We start from the raw sequence: 19,885 nt of genomic DNA, 5'->3' as shown, positions 1-19,885 counted from the left end.
GCCCCTCCGACCGGGACCGGCGGAGCACCGCCGCGGCTACTGGTGGTAGTCGACAGAAGTCCTTATGTAATCACCGTGGGGCGGCGGTCCACCAGTGGACCCGGCCGCCTCCGCCCGCTGGCATGCATACGAACCGACCGGCCGCCGTGGAGTCCCGGTTCGGCTGACGCCCGTTCAGCGAACCGGGGTGAGCGGGCTCTGGTAGACGTTCGTGCTGACGGTGGTCCGAACCGAGTGGTGGACGACGCTGAGGGGGCCGATGCCCGCCAGGACGTCGAGCACGTCCGTCACCCCCAGGCCGGCCCGGGCGCCCGCGCCGGCGGGACCGTCGGCCTCGATCAGCCCGATGGTCGCCGCCCCGCGGACGTCCTCGGGGGAGAGGTCCGCGAGGGAGCGGACCGTCCGCAGCCGTCCGATGCCGACCGGCAGGTCGGGGAGGTGCCCGGCGCCTCCGAGGCACAGGGTCAGGTCGCTGGCCTCGATCACGGCCTTGCTGGTCCGCGCCATGTCGGTGGACGAGTAGCACCACTGGTCGGGGTGCTGGCCGCGCAGGGCGGGAAAGCGCTCCCGCAGGGCCCGTAGAAGTGGGGTGACCTTGTCGATGACGGCGCAAGCGCCCACGACGAACGACACCCGGGCCTCGTCCTCCGGGGCCAGCTCCCCGATCGCTTCGAGCGTGCCCACCTCCACGACCTCGCCCCTCCGGACCGGGCCTCGTCCGGCGCGTCCGTCACGACCCCCCCGTGCGCGCGGGTCGAGCAGCAGGACGCAATCCCCGCGCTCCCGGTAGGAGGCGATCGTGTCGTCCGTGGCCGCAGGAGTCCGGCACGCGCCCGGGCGGCCGGCCGCGGAGGGGCGTGGGACGGGAATCCGCGCGCCGCCGCTCCCGTCGGCGGGGCAGTGCGGCGACGGCAGCGCGATCAGCGCCCTCCGGGTCCTGAGTGTGGAACTCCAGCGGTCCACGGCCTCCTGGGCCAGGTGGGCGGAGGCGGCTCCCCCCGCCGCCGCGATGCCCACGGCTCGGCCGTCGAGGTCGAGATAGGTCGTCACCGCCATCCGGTCGGAAGGCGTCCGCGGGTCCGCCGCGCCCAGTGCTCCGCCCACGGCCGATCCGAGGTCGCGGATGACCGCGGGGTGGCCTTGGCCGATCAGCCAGGCCGCGACCAGGGGGGCGGCGGGGCAGTGGACACGCCCGCGCACGGGGTGGGTGAAAGCGCTGGCGACGACGACGCCCCCTCCTGGCGGGACCGGCAGGTGGTAGACCTCAGAAAGCCGCGTCCTGTTCATACATGCATACCTTTCGGTGGCTGGGATTTGCCCTCCGGGGTGGGAATGGGGCCCGTTTTGTATCCGGCGCCGGGACGGGATCGGATTCCCTGAATCAACGAAAGGATGAACGTTTTTGACTCCCCGTCGGTCGATTGATCGCGCGCATATAATGTCTCGCCCGCTTTTTGCGGGATTACGAAACTTGTCCGGAATATTCCTCCGGAGCCGTGATCGCTGCCGTTCCCCGGCGCCGCCAGGGGGCGCCGGTGGGCGCCGGCGGGGGCGGGCCGCCGCGGGTCAGCGAGGGGTGACCCGAATATCAGGGGCATTCGGCACACTTGGTGATGCGGCCACCTCACCGGCGAATCAGGGGAGGTGTCCGGGAGAGGTACCCGAAGTGGTCTAACGGGGGCCGGGTTCGCCCGGTCGGGTGGAAGCCCGCGCAGGTTCGAATCCTGCCCTCTCCGCCGTGCATCGTGCCGGTGGGTCGGTGGGGTGCGTGGGAGAGGTACCCGAAGTGGTCTAACGGGGGCCGGGTTCGCCCGGTCGGGTGGAAGCCCGCGCAGGTTCGAATCCTGCCCTCTCCGCCGAACGTCCCATCGCAGTGCGGCCGTTCGTCCCGGGCACGCGGAACCGGCCGACGGACCGAGGAGGAAGCGTGGCACATGTCGGCCCGGCCGGGGTCCCCGGCCGGACGGTCATCATCGCCAATCCCCGAGCGGGCGGCACCGACGAGGGCCTGGTCGGCCGGGTGGAGTCGGCATGCCGGCGCCACGGCGGTCGGGTGGACGTCCGCTGGACCCGGGGGCACGGCCATGCGGCCGGTCTCGCGCGAAAGTGCCTGGAGTCGCCGGACTCCCCCGACCTGATCGTCTCGATCGGCGGAGACGGAACCTTCAGCGAGGTCGCCACCGGAGTCGTCGGGGCTCCCGCGCTGGGCCGTGCGGTGTCGCTGCTCGTGCTGCCCGGCGGCACGGGCAACTCCAACTACCGCTCCCTGTGGGACGACGCACCCTGGCACCGGGCCGTGGAGGCCGCCTTCACCGGCTCCGGTGCCGAACGCCGCCTGCTCGACCTGGCGCGCGTCCCCGATCCGGAGCGCCTGGTGGTCCTGGGCGCGAGCACGGGGCTCTTCGCCGCGGCCACCGCCGAGGCGCGGGGCCTGGCCATCGCCGGCCGGTCGCGCTACCGGGCCGCGCTCGCCTCCGCCACCGCCTCCTTCGTCCCGTACCCGGGCCGGGTCACCGTGGACGGAGAGGTGCTGCACGAAGGCGAAACGCTGCTGGTCAACGTCGGCGGCGGCCGGCACCGTGCGGGGGTGCTGAACGTCCTGCCGCTCTCCGTGCGCGACGACGGCCTCCTGGACGTGTGCGTGGTCGGCGCCGGTGCCGCTCCTGCCCGCGTCCTGGAGTCGATGCGCGACGGTGCGCACCTGGGCCTGCCCGGGGTCCGCTACGCGACCGGGCGCCGGATCGTGGTCGAGCGGACCGACGGGCGGGTGCTGGAGTGGGAGAGCGACGGGGAGGTCGGGCCCGCCGACCGGAGCCGGCTGGTCCTGGACGTGCTCCCCGGCCTGCTGCCGGTCATCGCCTCGGCCGACCGCCCCGGCGGCTGAACGGGCCAGGGCTCCGGCGGAGTTCGCCGGCCCGCCCCGCCGCTCCGGTGCTCCACGCCCCGCCGTCCACCGCCCGTCCCGACGTGCGCTGGGCGTCGTCCACGCTCCTCCTCCCCCCGAGACCGGAAAGAGACCTCTCGTGAACGCACTGACCCGGCTGGGCGAGTGGGCGAGCGCACTGGAGCTCGACCAAGTCCCGCCTCATGTCATCGATCTGACGTCCAGTCACATCCTGTCGCAGCTGGCGGCGATCCGGCTGGGCCTGGCGCAGGAGGAGGGCCGGCGGCTGGCGCTGGCGCTGGGCGGCCCCCTCCAGGACGATCCAGTCGGTTCGGCCCGCACGCTGGCCGGTGTCGGTGCCTGGTTGAACATGGACGACACCGCCTACGCGGGCCACCTCGGCCCTTCGACGGTGGCGGTTCCGCTGGCCCTGGCCCGGGCCCGGGGGTGGACGGGGGCGCAGCTCCTCCGCGCGGTCCTGCTCGCCGACGAGTGCGCGGCCAGGGTCACCGCAGCGGCCACGCTGGGGCCGTTCCGCGGTCAGACCGCCCTGCACACCCACCTGATCGGCACGGTCGCGGCACGGCTCGGCGGTGAACCGGCATCGGCGTCCCGGTGGGCGGATTCGATGGCGCTGGCGCTCGGTTCGCCGCCGTGGACCCTGCTGCGGGGCTTCATCGAGGGCGACGCGCGGCTCCTGCACGTGCCGACCGCGGTGCGCACGGCGCTCGACGCGTGCGAGGCGGTGGACGGCGGACTGTCCGGGCCGGTCGACATCCTCGAGCACCCGGACGGCTTCCTCGCCCAGTTCGCGACCGTCCCGCTGGCCGAGGCGGTCACCGCCGGCCTCGGCCGGAGGTGGCACACCGAGACCCTCTCCTTCAAACTCCACCCCGGCGGACCGGGCACGGACGCGGCCATCGACTGCGCGATCGACATCCACCCGCGGCTGGCCCGACTGGACCCCGACGACATCCGGGAGGTGGTCGTCGAGGTCTCGCTGTACACGGTCGCCACGGCTCGCCGCGCCCGGCCCTACTTCGACGGACCGCGGACACCCCTGGGCGCCCTGGTGCTCGACCCGGCCTACACGGTCGCGACCGCCCTGCTCACCGGGGGACTGGAGATCGAGGACCTCCGCCGTCCCGCCCTCGACGACCCCGGGCGCTGGGCGCTGGCCGGGCGGACCCGGTTGGTGCACGACCCGCGGATGACCCGCGAACTCTTCGACGGGGTGGCACCGTTCGGGGAGGCGGTGCGTCACGCCGGAGCCCGTGCCGAGGAGTGGCTGCGCGCCTTCGGGGGCACCGAGCTGGTGGAACTGCTCGGCCCGGTCGGCGCGCCTCCGCAGGAGGACTTCACCCGGGCGGCCAAACCCACTCCGGCCCGGGTCACCGTGCTGCTGCGGAGCGGACACCGGATCTCCTGCGTCCGCTCCGTCCCGCGCGGCGGGGCGGGGCCCGTACTGCGCGGGGCGCACCGGCAGTTCGTGGAGAAGAAGTTCCTGCACTGCGGCGGGCCCCGGGAGGTGCTGGACGCGTGGCCCCGGCTTCCCCTGATGGGGCCGGCGGAGCTCCGCGCGCTCGTGGAGCGGGCGCTGACCGCCTGAGCGGCGGCTCCCGCCCCCCCGTCAGCGGGCCCGGAACATCGCCGGGTCCTGGTGCAGGATGGCGTGCTCCAGCTTCCGCACGGTCGGTGACGGGTCGATCCCCAGGTCCTGCAGCAGCACCGCGCGGTGCCGCCGGCAGGCATGGAGGGCGTCGGCCTGCCGCCCCACCCGGCAGAGCGCCACCACGAGCTGCACCAGGAAGCGCTCCCGGTAGGGGTGGGCGGCGACGAGGCCCTTCAGCTCGGCGATGATGTCGGGGCGACCGCCCTCGTCGATCTCGCACTCGTAGCGGAACTCCAGCGCGTGCAGCCGCAACTCCTCGTACCGAATCGTCGCGGCCGCGCAGACGCTTCCTCCGGTCAGCCCGCCCAGGACGGGCCCGCGCCACAGCTTGAGCAGGTCGGCCACCTCGGACGAGTGCAAGGTCCCGCCCGCCGCCTTCGTCCGGACCCGTTCGAGCCCCTCGGTGAACACCGAGGCGTCCAGGTCCCTGCTCCGGATGTCGAGGAGGTAACCGCCGGACAGCGCGGCCAACCTGACGGATCCGGACGACAGCGAGGACAGCCGCCGGCGTAGCCGGCTGACCTGGGCCTGCAAGGCGTTCAGCGCGCCGGACGGCGGGCTGTCCCCCCAGATCTCGTCGACCAGGGCCTCGGTGGTCATGAAATGGCCGTCGCTCACCAGGAGGGACGACAGGAGGATGGCCTGGCGCCCTCCGTTCGGCTGCCACGCGTCTCCGGGGGCTCCGATTTCGAGGGGTCCCAGGATCCTGAAGAAAAGCACAGCAACTCCCTTGTCGGAACGTCGGTGCGTGCTGTCGGGAAGGCAGGGCGCAGGGGAGGGGAACCCCGCCCGCTCCCTCGGGGTGGGCGATCGAACACGACCGGCGGCCCGGTCGGCGGGCCCGTGGGTCGGGAGACTCCGGCGGGACGTCCCGCGACGACCGGACGCACGGTCGGGCGGGTGCCGCACCGTCCGCTCCGGAGGGCCCGGTCCCCGCAGGCGGTGACCACCGGCCGGTCCGGTCGCGGGAGTCGTCCCGTCGCCCGGGTGGAGGCCGTTTGCCCACGGCCGCCCGGGCTCCGCCGCCCCCGTCCCCAGGGGCGCGGTCCCGCTCGGTCCGCACCACGAGCGGGACCGGAGCACACGCACGTGCTTCGAGGAGATCGGGCGCTGCCTCCGTCGGCCCCCTGACGGACAGTGCGCCCAGCCGCTACGGTCCGCCATTCGAACACCAGATGGCAAGCCGTTTCGAACGGACTTCTGTTCAGTTCGGCGGCGGAGTTAAGGAGCACGGCCCGCCGCGGCACGGGAGGGCCACCGCCGAGGCGATGCCGGACCGGCCGGATGCGCGGAGCGGCCGGCGGACGGGCCGGGCGGCGGTGTCACCCCGCAGTCAGCAGCGCGTCAGGGGCACCGGGCAGCATGGGACGGGGGAACGCACGGTCGTTTCCACCGCGGGCCCCTCCGGCGAGTGGCACCCGTCGCCGCGCGACGCGGCGGAGGCGGCCCGGCGCGGGCGCCTTCCGGCGCGGGCCGGGCGCGCGAACACCTCCCCTGGCGGAAGTCCCCTCCCGGGGAACGCGATCACCACCCCCACCACCCCCCCGGCCCCCGGGGGAGACCGGCCCGCGCCACCACCCTCCCCACCCGGCCGCGCGGCTCCCGCGCACCGGTGCCCCATCGCGACGGCACACGATCCGATCCCAGCGGGCGACCTTCGCGGGACGCCGCTCCCTCCAGGAGGCAATCCGTGCACCCTCTGCGTGACCTGCTCTCGCCGGAGGCCGTGACCGCGCTCGCGCGGCGCGGGTACCGGCTCGACGCCGACTCCCTCGCGGAGCTCGCCGCACTCCGTTCCCGCCTGGTGGCCGAACGGGACGCCCTGCACGCGGCCATCCGGATCACCACCCGCCGGCACCGGCCGGCGACGCAGGAGGACGCCGCCGAAGGCCGCGACCTGCGGCAGCGCGCCGGCGACCTCGCGGCACAGCTCCGCGAGGCGGAGCAGCGGCTGCGCGACTTCCTGCTCGCGGTGCCGAACACCCCGCTGGAGTGCGTGCCGCCCGGTCGGGCCGACGAGGCGGCGGTCGAGCTGCGGCAGTGGGGCGCCCGGCCCGAGTTCGGCTTCGCCCCCCGCGACCACGTGGCGCTCGGCGCGGGCAGCGGCATCCTCGACCTCGAACGGGCGGGGCGGGTCTCCGGGGCGCGCTTCGCCGTCCTGCGGGGAGCCGGGGCGAGGCTCGAACGCGCGCTCGCCTCGTTCCTGCTCGACCTCCACACGCGCGAGCACGGCTACGTCGAGATGAGCGTCCCCCACCTGGTGACCCGCGAGAGCATGACGGCCACCGGCCAGCTCCCGAAGTTCGCCGACGACCTGTTCGGCACCCGGGCGGCCGAGCGCGAGCTCTTCCTGATCCCCACGGCCGAGGTCCCCCTGGTCAACCTGTTCCGGGGCGAGACCCTGTCGTCCGCCGCGCTGCCGCTCGCGGTGACCGCGCACACCGCCTGCTTCCGCTCCGAAGCCGGTTCCTACGGCCGGGACACCCGGGGCGTCATCCGCCTGCACGAGTTCGCCAAGGTGGAGCTGGTCCGCCTCTGCGCGGCCCAGGACGCCCGGCACGAGCACGAGGTCCTCCTCGGGCACGCCGAGGAGGCACTGCGCAGGTTGGGCCTGCACTACCGGGTGGTCGAGCTGCGCACCGGTGACCTCGGGTTCTCGGCCCGCCGCACGTACGACCTGGAGGTCTGGCTCCCGGGCCAGCAGAGGTACCGCGAGATCTCCTCGGTCAGTGACTGCGGCACCTTCCAGGGACGTCGCGCCGGCATCAAGGTGAAGACCGCGGGGGCCAACGAGTTCGCGGCCACGCTCAACGGTTCGGGGCTGCCGATCGGACGGACCATGGCGGCGCTCCTGGAGCAGTTCCAACGCGAGGACGGCTCGGTCGCCGTCCCCGCCGCACTGGTCCCCCACACCGGCTTCGAGGTCATCGCCCCGGACGGTGGCGTGAGGTGACCCGGTCGGGCCGGCCCCGGGGGAGCGGGGCGGGCCCCGGGGCGCGCGCGGAGCGGACCCCGTCAGTCCCGGCCGTCCGGGCGGGCCGCCCCGCCGCGGCCGGCGTGCTCCACCCCGGCCAGGGCCGCGTACCGCTCGCCGTGCCTGGCCCGCATCCGGTGGGCGTGGCCGACCCCGATCGCGCCGGCCAGGGGGAGCAGCCACGGCAGGGCCGTCACCACGGGATTGGTCGTCCCCGTCAGGACGGGGAAGTTCCGCACCACCAGGACCGCCGCGGCCACCAGACCGACCGCGCCGAGGGCCGGCGCCATCCTGGTCCGCCACCAGTGCCCCCGCCGCCGCCCGCGGTAGTAGCCCAGGACGGAGAGCGACGCGAGCGCCTGCAGGGCGATCACGCCGAGCGTGCCGAGGCCCAGCATGCTCGTGGACATTCCCAGGTAGGGGTCGATCCCCGCCGCCGCGAAGAAGGCGGCCACGACGGCGCTGGTCACGCTCTGGGCGACGCACGCGTGGTGCAGCGCCCCGTGCCGGGGATGGACCGCGTCCAGCCACCGGGGCAGCACCCGGTCACGCCCGAGGACGAACATGTACCGGTTCGCGGCGTTGTGCAGGGCCAGCCACCCCGCGAACAGGCTCGTGCACAGCAGCACCTGCATGACCGTGCTCGTCACGCCGCCGAGATAGCTGTCGCCCAGGTCGAAGAAGAGGTCGTCCAGGTGGCCGGACGCCGTGGCGCGCACGTTCGCCGGGCCGACGGCGCCCACGGCCACCCAACTGGTCAGCGCGTAGAAGCCGGCGACCAGCAGCACGGCGATGACCGTGGCGCGCGGAACGCTCCGCCCGGGATCGCGGGCCTCCTCCCCGTAGAGCGAAGCCGACTCGAAACCGATGAACGAGGCGAAGGCGAACATCACCGACACGCCGAGGCCGGGGGCGGCGATCAGCCCGGGGGAGAAGGACTGCGCGGGCAGCGCGGCCAGACCCCGGTGCGCCAGCACGGCGACGTCGAGCGCGAGGAGCACCGCCATCTCGCACACCATCAGGACCGAGAGCACCCGGGCGCTGAACTCCACGTGGCGGTAGCCGAGGACGCCGATGGACAGCAGCCCCGCGCCCGCCCACGCCTCCCAGGGCACGTCGAGGCCGTACGAGGCGGTGACGCTGTGCGCGAAGTAGGCGAACGCCCCGAGCAGCCCGATGGTCACGGTGTTGTAGGCGATCACCGCGATCAGACCGCCCGCCACGGCGACGGGGCGGCCGAGGCCCGCCGCGATGTAGGTGTAGAAGCCGCCGGCGTGGCTGATCCGGCGGCTGATGGCGGCGTAGCCGGAGGTGAAGCAGAGCAGCGTCAGCCCGGCGAAGACGAAGAGCGCGGGCACGCTCGGCCCGGTGCCGATCGAGAAGGCGAGCGGCACGGTGAAGACCATCGCGGCCAGCGGTGCGGCGGCGGCGATGATGATGAAGACGATCTTCGGAGTGGTGAGGGTGCGCACCAGCCGCCCGTCACGGGCGGGCGGTTCGGAGGCGGTCATGCGGACTCCCGGAAGGAGCGACGGGGAAAGGGGACGGGGGCCGCTCCGGGGCGTGGCGGGCGGCCGGGCGCACGGTCTCCCCGGCTGCCGAGGCTCTTCGCGGCGTCGAGCGGTCGGCGCCGGCGCGCTTCACGCGGGCGCCGGGGCGGGAGCGGGGCCCGCGGGGTCGGGCGGGTCGGTGGCGAGGTCCGTCGGATCGGTGTTCGCCCCGCACAGGACGACCGCCACCCGCTCGCCGGGTTCCGGGGCGTAGCGACCGGAGAGCAGGGCGGCGAAGGCCGTGGCTCCCCCGTGCTCGACGCCGAAGTGGTAGCGCTGCCACAGGGTCCGACGGGCCGCGACGATCGTCTCGTCGGGCACCAGGAGCGAGTCGGCGCCGGACGCGCGCGCCCAGTGCAGCGCCATCTCGCTGGCGCGACGCGCGCCCAGCGCGTCGGCGGCCACGGAGTCGACCGCCACGTCGACCACCGCGTCGGCCTCGATGGCGGCGTTCAGGCACCGGCAGGTACGGGGCTCGACGGCGACGACCCGGACGCCGTGGGTGGTGGCGGTGATGGCGGTCCCGGTGAACAGGCCGCCCCCTCCGGCGGCCACGACGACGCTGTCGAGCCCGGGGACCTGGTCGAGGATCTCCAGCAGGAGCGTGCCGGCGCCGGCGGCGATGTGGGGATCGTCGTAGGCGTGCGAGGGGAGCGCGCCGGTGGCGTCCGCGAACGCGGCCGCCGCGGCCGCCGCGTGGGCGTACTCGGTGCCGACCCGGCGCACCTCCGCGCCGTACGCGAGGAGCTTGGCGACCTTGACCCGCGGCGCGGTCTCGGGCACGAAGACCGTGGCCCGGACCGCGTGCAGCCGGGCGGCCCAGGCGCACGCCAGGCCCGCGTTCCCGCCGGAGGCGATCACCACGCCGGCCTCGGGCACCGTGCCCGACTCCAGGTGCGCGGCGATGAAGTTGGCCGCGCCGCGGTCCTTGAAGGAGCCGGAGTTCTGGATGAACTCGGGCACCAGGTACACCTCGGAGCCGCCGAAGGCGTCGGCGTCCCCCGCGACGACCGGGACGCGGCGCACGACGCCGGCGATGCGCCTGGCGGCGGCCTCGACGTCGTCGTAGGCCGGAAAGGCGGGGTCGTTCACGGGTGCGCTCCAGGGTCGGGAAGGCGGTCGCCGGTCATTGGACGTAGTCGGCGAGGAACCGCTCGATGCGGTTGACGGCGGTGTCGATGACCTCGACACGGGGGAGCGTGAGCATCCGGAAGTGGTCGGGCGCGGGCCAGTTGAAACCGGTGCCCTGCACGATCTGGACCCGCTTGCTCCGCAGCAGGTCCAGGGCCAGCCGCCCGTCGTCGTGGATCTTGTAGACCTCCGGGTCCAGCCGGGCGAAGGCGTACACGGCCCCCATCGGCTTGACGCAGCTGACCCCGGGGATGGCGGTCAGCCGTTTCCACGCCTGTTCGCGCTGCTGGTGCAGCCGGGCCCCGGGAAGGGCCAGGTTGAGGGTCCCCCGGGACTCCGGGTCGGCGAGGGCGACCTCCACCGCGCACTGGCCCAGGGTGTTGGCGCACACCCGCAGGGACGCCAGGGCCAGCAGCCCCTCGAAGTAGTCCCGGGCGCTGCTCCGATGACCCGACAGGACCACCCACCCGGCGCGGAAGCCGGCGACCCGGTACGACTTGGACAGGCTGCCGAAGGTGAGGCAGACCACGTCGGGGCCCAGCGCGGCCGGGCGCTGGTGCACCGCCCCGTCGTACAGGATCCGGTCGTAGACCTCGTCGGACAGCACCATCAGGCCGTGCCGGCGGGCGATCTCCAGCACGCCCTCGACGGTCTCCCCCGGGTAGACCGCACCGGTGGGGTTGTTGGGGTTGATGAGGACCACCGCCCGGGTGCGGGAGGTCACCCGGGCGGCCAGGTCGTCGAGATCGGGCAGCCAGCCGGCCGACTCGTCGCACCGGTAGTGCACCGGGCGCCCGGAGGCGAAGGAGGTGTTCGCCGTCCAGGCGGGGTAGTCGGGGGAGGGGACCAGGACCTCGTCCCCCGGCTCCAGGAGCGCCTGGAGGGCCATGGCGATCAGTTCGGAGGTCCCGTTGCCCAGGACCACGTCCCCGGCGCCCACGTCCGCCACCCCCTGGGCGCGGTACCACTCGGCCACCGCCTGCCGGGACTCCAGGAGTCCGCGGGCGTCGCTGTAGCCGTTGCTGTGGCGGGCCCTGAGGAGCACCTCGGCGAGGAAGGCGGGCGGCGGACGGAAGCCGAAGGCCGCCGGGTCCCCCGTGTTCAGCCGGAGCACGGTCCTGCCGGCCTCCTCCAACACCCGCGCCTCCTCGCTCAGCGGCCCGCGGATCTCGTACCTGACCTCCGCGAAGCGGCTCGACCGGATGAACACCATCTGTCCTCCTCGGACGGTTCGGGCACCGCTACCGGCGGTGTTCCCGGACGAACTCGGCGGTGGTGACGTCGGACAGGGCGTCCTTGAGGCAGAGGATCGCGCTCAGGCCCCGGGGGAAGCCGGCGTACGGGCTCATCTGGATGAACAGGTCGGCGATCCGGGCGGGCGATATCCCCAACTGGAGGGCGGCCCGCAGGTGCAGGCGGAGCTCGTAGTCCAGACCGCCCTGGGCGGCGAGCGTGACCAGGGTGACCTGCTCCTTCTCCAACAGGTCCAGTTCGCCCTCGCGGCTGTAGATCTCGCCGTAGATGAAGTCGGAGACGTAGTCCCTGAACTCGGGGGACACGTTCCGGAGGTTCTCCAGGAACCGCTCCTTGAGCTCGGTTCCCGCCACCTCCTCGAGTTTGGCCAGGCCGCTGGTGTGCCGTTCTTCCGCGTTCCGGTAGGTGGTCATGGTGTTCCTCTCGGGTCGGGGGGAGGTTCGGGTGTTCATCCGGTCGGATCGACGAGGGCGCGGACCGCCGGCAGCAGCTCGGTGGCGATCCGTTCGAGGTGCGGGGCGAAGTCCATGGAGCCGACGCGCAGGACGAAGTGCTCGGTACCGGCGAGGGCGAACTCGGCGAGCTCCTTCGCGCACTCCTCGACCCCGCCCGGTACGCACAGCTGGAAGGCGGACATCTCCGCCAGGGAGCGCCGGTAGTAGCGACCCAGGTAGCCGTCCATCTCCCGCGCGGCCCGCGCGCGGTCCGCCGCGAGGGTGACGGTGGCGTACAGGGCCGGCACCACCTCGCCGCGCGGCCGGCCCGCCAGGTCCAGGTGCTCCCCGACGCGCCGCCAGGCCCGCCGGTAGGCGTCGGCGGAGGGGAGGAAGGGGAGCCAGCCGTCGTAGGTGGCGGCCACTCGGCGCAGCACCCGCGGCGTGTCGCTGCCGGCCAGCCACAACGGCGGGCCCCCCGCGCGCAGGGGCGGCGGCAGGAGGTGGGGTCCGGCCTCGGCACCGGAGGCCGCCCACGCCTCGCGCCAGCGGGACACCGTCTCCCGCAGCAGTCGGCCGCGCGCGGCGTACTCGACCCCGGCGGCGGAGAACTCCGCCTCGGTCTCCGGAAGGGGGAAGCCCGCCCCCAGCCCCAGCGTCAGCCGCCCCCCGCAGACGTGGTCCAGCGCGGCGACCATGTTGGCCCCGATCAGCGGGTGGCGCAGGACGGGAATCATGGCGGCCGTGCCCAGCGTGACGCGCCGGGTCACGGCACCCGCCGCCGACAGGGTGACCAAGGGGTCGAAACGGGGGCGGGCGGTCAGGGAGTCGCCCGCCCACAGCGAATCGAATCCCAGCTCCTCGGCCCGCCGGGCGAAGGCCAGCAGCGCCCCCGCGTCGTACCGCCCGGTGACGGCCTGTTCCCTGGTCGGCAGCAGCACGCCGAACCGCAGGGGCCGGCGGGGAGCGCTCATGCCGCCGCTCCCCCGGCGAACGCCCCCGGCTGCCCGAGGTCCCGCAGCAGCGCGTCGATCAGGCCCTCGGTCACGTGCGGCACCACGTACAGGTGGGCGTAGGGGCGCTCCACACCGTCCACCAGGAGCGTCTCGTACGCCAGCGAGTAGCGGCGCAGGATCGCCTCGTCCGGGCGGCGGAAGCGCACGGCCAGGGACCACGGGCTGCGCGAGACGAGGAGGTCGACGCCGAGGCCGCTCTGCAGCTTCAACAGCCGCTCGTGGGCCAGCCGGGCGAGGCGGTCGCACTCGGCGGCCTGCCGGGCCAGGTCGTCGTAGGAGTGGTGGGCGAGGTAGTCCCACATCAGCAGGGCGGAGAAGCCGTTGCGCGATCCCGACAGCGTCGTGTCGGTGCCGCCGATGTACTCGGAGGAACGCGGCGGGGGCATCCGCAGCCCGTTGCGGGTCATGAAGACGCCGCAGGGCCAGGGGGCGCCCATCCACTTGTGGGCGCTCACCGTGAGGGAGTGGACCTGCGGCAGCCGGAAGTCGAAGGGGGGCGGTGCCGACTCGACCAGGCCGGCCGCTCGGGCCATCCGCAGGTAAGGAACGTAGGCGGCCCCCAGCGCGGCGTCCACGTGGATCCAGTAGCCGGGCCGGGGCCTGGCGCCGGTCCCTTCCCGGTCGGAGGGGAAGGTCCGTTCGGCCATGCCGTACTCGGCGCAGATCTCGTGCACCGCCCGGGCGGCTTCGGGCACGTCGTCGAAGGCGCCCTTGAAGGTGGAGCCGTAGTTGAGGTTGACGAACACCGGGTGTCCCCGGCGGACGAAGAAGCGCACCAGCAGGGACAGCTTCTCCACGTCGATGGCGCCGGGCCCGTCGACGCCCCCGACGCACGGGACCTCGGTGGGCCACTCGGTGCCGGGGCCCAGGGGGTTGGCGTCCGGATAGCGGCTGCTGCCCAGCGCGTGGAAGGTGTCGAGCCCCAGGAGGTTGACCGCCTTGGTGAGCGAGTAGTGCGTCTCCCGGCTGAAGAACACCACCGGGTGCCGCGCGTTCGGGTTCTCGTGGGCGGTGTCCGCCGGGAGGCGCGGCTGCCCGGCCAGCGGTTTGCCGGACAGGCACTCGCGGGCGTTCCACAGGGCCTGGATGTTGCCCTCGCTGGCTCCCATGGTCAGGACGTAGCCCCAGTAGGACTCCGGGTCCCCGGCCCGGTGCGGCCACTTGGCGTTCCACAGCGAGGCGAAGTAGTCGAGGACCGCCCGTTCCAGCACCTTCGAGTTCGGCATGAACGCGCCGTGCTGGTACGGGTCCCCGATGTTGTTCAGCTGGAGCCCGAGGTAGGGCGCGAGCCTGCGGGCGAAGTCCTCGGACCAGTGCAGCTGGTAGCCGAGGCTGCGGGAGGAGTGGTCCTCGACGTAGCGGCGGAAGAGGTCCTCGGCCTGGGCGTACTCGGTCGCGTCCAGGCCGCGCGCGGGCAACTGGAACCTTCCCGGCGGTAGTTCCGGCAGCTGGGGGTAGGTCTCGCGCGGATCCGCGCTGGGTGCGGACACCCGGGTGGCGCCGGCGGTGCGCAGCCGGTCGAGGCCCGTGCTCCAGGCAGCGTCGTCCGGTCCGAACGGTATGCCCGTGGGAAGGGCGGCCATCGGTGTTCCTTCCTGCCGGTGGTCCGGCTCTGTCGTGCCCGTCGGCTCAGTCGGTCAGGCGCAGCAGGTCGATCGCCTCGGGCAGGCCCATGTGGACCAGGCGGGCCGCCGCCATCCGGTCGGTCCACTGCTCCGCCATGGCGTAGCGCTGCTCGGGGGTGGTCGACAGCAGGGGCTGGCCGGGCCACACCTCGTAGCCGGCCAGCAGGTCGGCGTGCTCCCGCATCCCGGCCTGGAACAGCTCCTCGCGGCGCAGGACGTGCTTGCGGTCGGGGATGCCGTCCCAGATCTCCCGCCCCCGGCGGACGATGTCGAGCAGCGCCGCCTTGCGCTCCGGCCGCCGCAGCAGGTGCCGGCGCACCACGGAGCTGCCGACCGTCAGGTGGCGGACCTCGTCGATCGCGGCACCGCGGGCGATGGCCCCCGCGGCCGGGTCGAGCAGGTTCCACTTGCGCTCGCTCAGCTCGGCGGCCGGCGCCAGCACGCCTTCGATGATGATGGTGAAGACGGCGACGCCCCCGACGAAGTCCCCTTCGTCCCTGACCGTGGTCAGGGCGAAGTCGAGGATCGGTTCGAGGACCTCGCGCCGGTACTCGGCGGAGACCTCGGCGATGCTCGCGTGCAGCCGGTCCGCGGGCACGCCCATGGCGAGCAGGTGCCGGCGGAACACCATGGAGTGCCGCGCCTCGTCGACCAGCTGGGTGGTGAAGAACTCCAGCTCGACGATGTCCGGAGCCTGCGCCACGTAGTGGGCGAGGACCCGGGTGGCCTGCGCCTCCGCCACCGAGCGGCAGGACAGCTCCAGGACCTGGGCGTCGCGCAGCGGTCCGTCGGCCCGCATGTGCTCCGGCGTCGGCTCGGCGTCGGTGTGACCGGTCTCGGCGCGTCCGGCCAGGGTGCCCTGGGCGACGCCGCGCAGCCAGTACCCGAGGTCGCACTGCTCCGGGGTGAGGTCGAGGGTCATCGCCCCCTCCAGGAGACCGGGGGCGGAGTCCCATCCGGTTTCCGCGGGGATCGGTGCGGACATCGTGCTCCTCCTAGTCGAGGACGGGTTCGTGGGCGCGGGGGCGCCATCCGGGCCGGCGGACGACGGCGTTGAACTCGGGGTCGAGCAGGCGGCCGTCGTAGTTGACCAGGGGGTTGCCCCGGCCTGCTTCCGCCGCGGTCACCTCGGCGATGATCAGGTCGTCGTCGGCACCCACCGCCGTCCGGCCGACGATCCGGCAGGTGAGCAGCGCCAGGTGGTCCGTCAGCACCGGGATGCCGGTGGCGGTGTCGGTGCGCCAGTCCACCGGGCCGAACTGCGCGCGTCCCCGCGGCCGGCGCGGGAAGGCGAACCAGTCGGCGAGCACCGCCTGCCGGGAGGTGAGCACGTTGACGACGAAGTACCCCGACAGGGTGGCGAGTTCGGCGAGCACCGAGTTCCGGCGCAGCGAGACGGCCAAGGTCAGCGGCTGCTGGGAGAGGACGGCGACCGTGCTCGCCGTGGCCGCGTGCACCGAGCCGCCGTGGGCCGAGGTCAGGACCGACACGCCGGTGGTGAGCCGGCGGGAGACGGCGTGCGGGGTGGCCGCCGGAGCCTGTCCCGACGGCCGCGTCACGTCGCGCTCTCCGGAGTCCGGGCCGGATTCCCCCCGCGCGTCCCGCGGGGGAAGAGCCGCGCGGTCAACTCGGCGAACCGCTGGTCGGGCACGGGCTCGAAGGGCAGGGCCAGGGGCTTGAGGAAGTTCCCGAAGATCCCGCGGTCCGCGCACAGGTGGATGGGGATGGCGAGCAGGGCCCATTCCGCTCCCCAGGCCCAGATCCACACGCCGGCGACCAGTCCCTGGGTCAGCGCGCTGTGCATCAGGTTGTAGGCCCGGTAGTAGTTCTTGGAGATCCGGCCGCCGGGCGTCCGGCGGTAGGCGACGGCCCCGGGGAGGTAGCCGATCACGTCGATGTAGACGAAGAGCAGGACCGCGGGCAGCCAGCGGACCCGGTCGGCGTGGGCGACGAACAGCCCGACGGAGACGGCGAAGGCCGCGAGGTACTCGGCGCGGTGCAGGCGCATGGTGGTCGGTGACTCGAAGGCGTTGGCTTGGTCCATGGGTGGGCACTCCCTGCGGGTGGCTCGGAGCCGGACGGTCAGATCCGCAGCGCTCCGCCGTTGTAGTAGTCGATCAGGTGCCGGGAGGAACTGGTGCGCCCCGGCGGGTGGAAGGCGAGCGGCTGGAGGGCCGAGCAGAGGTAGGCGATCTCGGGCTCGCGGATGAACGCGATCCCGCCGAGCAGCTCCGCGGCCTGGTCGGCTATCCCGGCCAGTGCCCGCTGCACGGCGAACCGGGTGGTCAGGGCCGCCGCCACGGCGTCCTCGCCGGCCAGCCCGGCGTCCACCGCGCGCGCGGTGCCCTCCGTGAGGAGCACGGCCGACTCGGTCAGGACCGCCAGCGCCGCGCGGTCGGTCGTGCTGCCCCGCCCGCGCTGCAGCACCATCTCGGTCAGGGCCGAGGCGGCACCGACGTAGGCGCAGGTCACCAGGAGTTCGAACCAGACGAAGGTGCCGCTCTGGATGTCGTCGAGCCGGTCGGGGTCGTCGGCGGTTCCCCGGACGACCAGCCGCTCCGGTACGTGGACGTTCTCCAGCCGCACTTCGTCGCTCTGCGCCGCGGCGAGGACCGGGCTGTCCCAGAACGGGTGCACCGAGATGCCCGGGGAGTCCGCGGGGATGAGCAGCAGCACCAGCGACGTTCCGCCGTCATCGTCGGGCAGGATGGTGCTCGCGGTCAGCAGGTCCATGGAACGGGCCAGCGAGCAGGGCTTCTTGGAGCCGTTGACGAGGAAGCCCCGCTCGGTCGGTTCGGCCGTCATCACCGGGTCGAGGATGTCCTGCTGGGTCCGGCCCTCGGCCCAGCCGGAGGCGAGCAGCATGCCCTCCGGCGCGATCCGCGCCAGGATCCGCGCCTGCTCCGGCCCCGGCGGCACCACGCGCTCGGCGAGCGCGAACAGCAGCGCGGCGGTGAAGTTGTGCATCGCGGAGGCCGCGGCCAGCGACGGGGAGTGGGCGCCGATCGCCCGGGTCACCCGGACCGCGTCGAGGGCGCTCGCTCCGAGCCCCCCGTAGGCGGCCGGCACCAGCAGCCCCGGCCCGCCGTGCCTGCGGAAGACCTCGACCACGGAACTCCCCTTGGCCTCGCGCTCCATGAGGGGGACCTCCAGGAACGACTTGATCATTCCGGGGTGCAGCCGCTCACAGGAATCACGGGCGATGTCGAGCGATCGCATGGATGCGTCCTCCGTATTCTCTCGGCTCGGACGAGAGCATGGCACGGCAATGTGACGGTCGACCTACCGATCGCTGATGCTGATGCCCCGCTGACAATCCCGAGAAAAACGCGGACGGGGAATTGAACGCCGTGTTCCGCCGGAAGATGATGGCGGCATGCGCGAACACCCGTCCCTGGACTACGTCCTCGAAATGATCAGCATTCACGCCGAGTCCGACAATCCGAGTTCGTTCCTCGCGGTCAACGAGGGGAACTCCTACTTCGCCCTCCCCGGGCGGGACGGCGTGATCGTCTACCGGCCGGCCGGCCGCTACCTGGTGCAGTTCGGGGGGCCCTTCGCCCCGGCCTCCTCGTACGCCGATCTGGTCGACGGTTTCGCCGAGTTCGCCCGGCGGCAGCGGCGCACGGTGGTCGGCATCCAACTACAGCACCGCGACGCCCTGATCCACGCCCGGCACGGCTACACCCTCAACCAGGTCGGCGCCTCCTACGCGGTGGACCTGGAGGGTTTCACCCTCGCCGGATCCCGGCACATGCAACTGCGCAACAAGATCTCCCGCGCCCACCGCGGCGGCCTGACCGTCCTGGAGGCGCCCTACGACGAATGGGCCGGGGCCGTCGCCGACGTGGACCGCCGCTGGCTGCCGCTCAAGGGCGAGGGCGCCAAGCCGCTGGAGTACCTGGTCGGCCAGACCGGCGGACCGATGCAGCGCCACCGCCGACTCTTCGTCGCCGTCGTCGGCTCCGAACTGGTGGGCTACGTCTCGTACTCCCCGGTCTACGGCTCCCGCCCCGGCTGGATGCACGACCTCAGCCGGCGGCTGCCGGACGGCCAGACCGGAGTCATGGAGGCGGTCAACAAGGCCGCGCTGGAGACCTTCCGGGAGGAGGGCACGCGCTGGCTGCACTTCGGATTCACCCCGTTCACCTCCCTCGCCGACGAGCGGGAGATCGACAACCACAGCCCCGGATTCTCCTGGCTCATGCGGCACCTGTGGAGCCGGGGAGGCGTGGTGTACCCGGCGGCGACGCAGCTGGCCTACAAACAGAAATGGGACCAGAGCGTCATCACCACGGAATACGTGGCCTTCTCCGGGAAGCCGAGCATAGAGGCGTTCGTGTTCGTCTGGCGGGCCGCCAACGGGGTGTGATCCGATGCGGACCGAAAACTGCGAGAGAGGAAGGAAACGGCCGTGAAACCCGCACCTGAAAGCTCGGAACTGGAAGCCGTGCGAGCCCGTACGGTCGACCTGTTCATCATGCTCTGCGGCAACCCGGACGACAGCGCCCTCGGCGCCGAGACCGACCGGGCCCTCGCCGAACTCGACCGGCTGCTGACGGCTCCCCCCGGCGACTGAGCCCTTTCGGGCCGGGAACCGGTCGGCTGACCGCCGCGGGCCGGGCGGAGCCCGTCCGACCGGCCCGCGGCGGTCAGCCCACGACCTCGCAGAACTCCCCCCGGTGGTCCGCCTCCTGGCAGTCGTCGCAGGTGTAGGACGAGCAGCCGGTGCACGCCCGGATGTTCTCCAGGCTCCAACTGACGCCGCAGCCCGGGCAGTTGATGCGATGGCGGAGCAGGGCGTCCCAGCCGGGGCCGCCGCCGGCGGCGGTTCGGCACGCTGCGAGGTAGTCCCGGAGGGCGGGGGTGGCCGGCCGACCCGGGGTCATCGACCAGCAGTTCAGCAGGAAGAACGCCGTGCCGCCGGCCAGCCAGCGGTCGGACCTCCCGTCGGCCTCCCAGAGTCCGACCAGGCGGGCGACCCGCTGGGCGAACGGTCCGGTGGCGGGGCGCGCGCCCGTGGCGAGCAGCACCGCGTCGGCGCCGGGCGCCGACGGCTGCTGGTTCCCGATCTCCGACAGGGCGGCCTCCGGCTCGATGCGTGCTTCGGGGCGGGCCGTCCGTCCGGCCGGTCCCCAACGACCCTGCCATGCTAGGCCGTTGGGCAGGCCCGGCGGGCGGTTTCCGGTCGCCGGGGGCCGCTGCACCCGCCTCGGCGGGCGACCGCACGCCCGTCGCATCGTAGCGACCGCGCCGCCGCCCGGTCCGGGAAGTCGCCGAAAGCCACCCCGAAGCGGGACGGCGCCCCCGGCGCCCCGCATGCGGGCCCGGCGGCGCGGGCAGGC

The 19,885-nt window shown here is 73.6% G+C and carries 18 protein-coding genes and 2 tRNA genes; 7 read left to right on the top strand and 13 right to left on the bottom strand.

Features of this window, described 5'->3' with window-relative positions:
- Window positions 1-174: 174 nt before the first annotated feature.
- Window positions 175-684: a hypothetical protein gene (locus KSE_RS41945; protein WP_148283058.1), complete on the bottom strand. Its 510-nt coding sequence runs from the start codon at window positions 682-684 to the stop codon at window positions 175-177.
- Window positions 685-1,651: 967 nt separating this feature from the next.
- Between KSE_RS41945 and KSE_RS04435 the strand changes: the two genes are divergently transcribed.
- The 4 genes from KSE_RS04435 (at window position 1,652) to KSE_RS04420 (ending at window position 4,493) form a co-directional block, all read left to right on the top strand.
- Window positions 1,652-1,736 (top strand) — tRNA-OTHER (locus KSE_RS04435).
- A gap of 35 nt (window positions 1,737-1,771) precedes the next feature.
- Window positions 1,772-1,856: transfer RNA gene (locus tag KSE_RS04430), tRNA-OTHER, on the top strand.
- Window positions 1,857-1,927: 71 nt separating this feature from the next.
- Window positions 1,928-2,884, top strand: coding sequence for a diacylglycerol/lipid kinase family protein (locus KSE_RS04425; RefSeq protein ID WP_014134073.1), 957 nt, complete (start codon window positions 1,928-1,930; stop codon window positions 2,882-2,884).
- Window positions 2,885-3,023: 139 nt separating this feature from the next.
- Window positions 3,024-4,493 (top strand): MmgE/PrpD family protein, encoded by a 1,470-nt coding sequence (locus KSE_RS04420; RefSeq protein WP_014134072.1) that lies wholly within the window; start codon window positions 3,024-3,026, stop codon window positions 4,491-4,493.
- A gap of 21 nt (window positions 4,494-4,514) precedes the next feature.
- Here the strand turns inward: KSE_RS04420 and KSE_RS45615 are convergent, their stop codons facing one another.
- Window positions 4,515-5,720, bottom strand: coding sequence for an AfsR/SARP family transcriptional regulator (locus KSE_RS45615; RefSeq protein WP_106437591.1), 1,206 nt, complete (start codon window positions 5,718-5,720; stop codon window positions 4,515-4,517).
- A 526-nt stretch (window positions 5,721-6,246) separates the two neighbouring features.
- Between KSE_RS45615 and serS the strand changes: the two genes are divergently transcribed.
- Complete coding sequence (gene serS / locus KSE_RS04410; RefSeq protein ID WP_014134070.1) at window positions 6,247-7,509, top strand: serine--tRNA ligase; 1,263 nt, start codon at window positions 6,247-6,249, stop codon at window positions 7,507-7,509.
- Between the two features lie 62 nt (window positions 7,510-7,571).
- On the opposite strand, the gene KSE_RS04405 is transcribed toward serS, so the two are convergent.
- The 10 genes from KSE_RS04405 to KSE_RS04360 all read right to left on the bottom strand — a co-directional run bounded on the left by KSE_RS04405 (window position 7,572) and on the right by KSE_RS04360 (window position 17,759).
- Entirely contained in the window at window positions 7,572-9,041 is a 1,470-nt protein-coding gene (locus KSE_RS04405; RefSeq protein ID WP_014134069.1) for an APC family permease, read from the bottom strand.
- Between the two features lie 129 nt (window positions 9,042-9,170).
- Window positions 9,171-10,172, bottom strand: coding sequence for a serine/threonine dehydratase (locus KSE_RS04400; protein WP_014134068.1), 1,002 nt, complete (start codon window positions 10,170-10,172; stop codon window positions 9,171-9,173).
- 34 nt (window positions 10,173-10,206) lie between these two features.
- The gene (locus KSE_RS04395) at window positions 10,207-11,424 is read right to left on the bottom strand and encodes a pyridoxal phosphate-dependent aminotransferase (RefSeq protein ID WP_014134067.1); all 1,218 of its coding nucleotides are present in this window, start codon (window positions 11,422-11,424) and stop codon (window positions 10,207-10,209) included.
- Window positions 11,425-11,452: 28 nt separating this feature from the next.
- Window positions 11,453-11,878 carry a carboxymuconolactone decarboxylase family protein gene (locus tag KSE_RS04390; RefSeq protein ID WP_014134066.1) on the bottom strand — a complete coding sequence of 142 codons (426 nt, stop codon included), beginning with the start codon at window positions 11,876-11,878 and terminating at the stop codon, window positions 11,453-11,455.
- A gap of 35 nt (window positions 11,879-11,913) precedes the next feature.
- Window positions 11,914-12,873, bottom strand: coding sequence for an LLM class flavin-dependent oxidoreductase (locus tag KSE_RS04385; protein WP_014134065.1), 960 nt, complete (start codon window positions 12,871-12,873; stop codon window positions 11,914-11,916).
- A complete protein-coding gene (locus KSE_RS04380) occupies window positions 12,870-14,498 on the bottom strand; it encodes a pyridoxal-dependent decarboxylase (RefSeq protein WP_014134064.1) in 1,629 nt (542 codons plus the stop codon). Before KSE_RS04380 ends, KSE_RS04385 begins: the two co-directional genes overlap by 4 nt.
- Window positions 14,499-14,544: 46 nt before the next feature.
- Entirely contained in the window at window positions 14,545-15,525 is a 981-nt protein-coding gene (locus KSE_RS04375) for a ferritin family protein (RefSeq protein ID WP_014134063.1), read from the bottom strand.
- Between the two features lie 10 nt (window positions 15,526-15,535).
- Window positions 15,536-16,099: a flavin reductase family protein gene (locus tag KSE_RS04370; RefSeq protein ID WP_014134062.1), complete on the bottom strand. Its 564-nt coding sequence runs from the start codon at window positions 16,097-16,099 to the stop codon at window positions 15,536-15,538.
- On the bottom strand, window positions 16,096-16,584 hold the full coding sequence (locus KSE_RS40875) for a hypothetical protein (RefSeq protein ID WP_014134061.1): 489 nt from the start codon (window positions 16,582-16,584) through the stop codon (window positions 16,096-16,098). The genes KSE_RS04370 and KSE_RS40875 overlap by 4 nt, the downstream gene beginning before the upstream one ends.
- 38 nt (window positions 16,585-16,622) lie before the next feature.
- On the bottom strand, window positions 16,623-17,759 hold the full coding sequence (locus KSE_RS04360) for an acyl-CoA dehydrogenase family protein (RefSeq protein ID WP_014134060.1): 1,137 nt from the start codon (window positions 17,757-17,759) through the stop codon (window positions 16,623-16,625).
- Window positions 17,760-17,916: 157 nt separating this feature from the next.
- On the opposite strand from KSE_RS04360, the gene KSE_RS04355 reads away from it, so the two are divergent.
- Together KSE_RS04355 and KSE_RS45610 are read left to right on the top strand one after the other, a co-directional pair.
- Window positions 17,917-18,912 carry a bifunctional lysylphosphatidylglycerol flippase/synthetase MprF gene (locus tag KSE_RS04355; protein ID WP_014134059.1) on the top strand — a complete coding sequence of 332 codons (996 nt, stop codon included), beginning with the start codon at window positions 17,917-17,919 and terminating at the stop codon, window positions 18,910-18,912.
- 78 nt (window positions 18,913-18,990) lie between these two features.
- Complete coding sequence (locus tag KSE_RS45610) at window positions 18,991-19,119, top strand: hypothetical protein (protein ID WP_255518920.1); 129 nt, start codon at window positions 18,991-18,993, stop codon at window positions 19,117-19,119.
- 73 nt (window positions 19,120-19,192) lie between these two features.
- Here the strand turns inward: KSE_RS45610 and KSE_RS40870 are convergent, their stop codons facing one another.
- Window positions 19,193-19,747, bottom strand: a complete 555-nt coding sequence (locus KSE_RS40870) for a hypothetical protein (protein WP_148283057.1) — start codon at window positions 19,745-19,747, stop codon at window positions 19,193-19,195.
- Window positions 19,748-19,885 lie beyond the last annotated feature (138 nt).

Source organism: Kitasatospora setae KM-6054 (assembly GCF_000269985.1).
Taxonomy (GTDB): Bacteria; Actinomycetota; Actinomycetes; order Streptomycetales; family Streptomycetaceae; genus Kitasatospora; species Kitasatospora setae.
This window is presented reverse-complemented; position numbering and strand designations above follow the sequence as displayed.

Excerpts from the sequence above, each read along its gene's own strand:
- KSE_RS04405 (WP_014134069.1), bottom strand. The coding sequence starts at position 9,041 with ATGACCGCCTCCGAACCGCCCGCCCGTGACGGGCGGCTGGTGCGCACC.
- KSE_RS04360 (WP_014134060.1), bottom strand. The coding sequence starts at position 17,759 with ATGCGATCGCTCGACATCGCCCGTGATTCCTGTGAGCGGCTGCACCCC.
- KSE_RS04355 (WP_014134059.1), top strand. The coding sequence starts at position 17,917 with ATGCGCGAACACCCGTCCCTGGACTACGTCCTCGAAATGATCAGCATT.
- KSE_RS04395 (WP_014134067.1), bottom strand. The coding sequence starts at position 11,424 with ATGGTGTTCATCCGGTCGAGCCGCTTCGCGGAGGTCAGGTACGAGATC.
- KSE_RS04375 (WP_014134063.1), bottom strand. The coding sequence starts at position 15,525 with ATGTCCGCACCGATCCCCGCGGAAACCGGATGGGACTCCGCCCCCGGT.
- KSE_RS04380 (WP_014134064.1), bottom strand. The coding sequence starts at position 14,498 with ATGGCCGCCCTTCCCACGGGCATACCGTTCGGACCGGACGACGCTGCC.
- KSE_RS45615 (WP_106437591.1), bottom strand. The coding sequence starts at position 5,720 with ATGGCGGACCGTAGCGGCTGGGCGCACTGTCCGTCAGGGGGCCGACGG.
- KSE_RS04390 (WP_014134066.1), bottom strand. The coding sequence starts at position 11,878 with ATGACCACCTACCGGAACGCGGAAGAACGGCACACCAGCGGCCTGGCC.
- KSE_RS40875 (WP_014134061.1), bottom strand. The coding sequence starts at position 16,584 with ATGGACCAAGCCAACGCCTTCGAGTCACCGACCACCATGCGCCTGCAC.
- KSE_RS04385 (WP_014134065.1), bottom strand. The coding sequence starts at position 12,873 with ATGAGCGCTCCCCGCCGGCCCCTGCGGTTCGGCGTGCTGCTGCCGACC.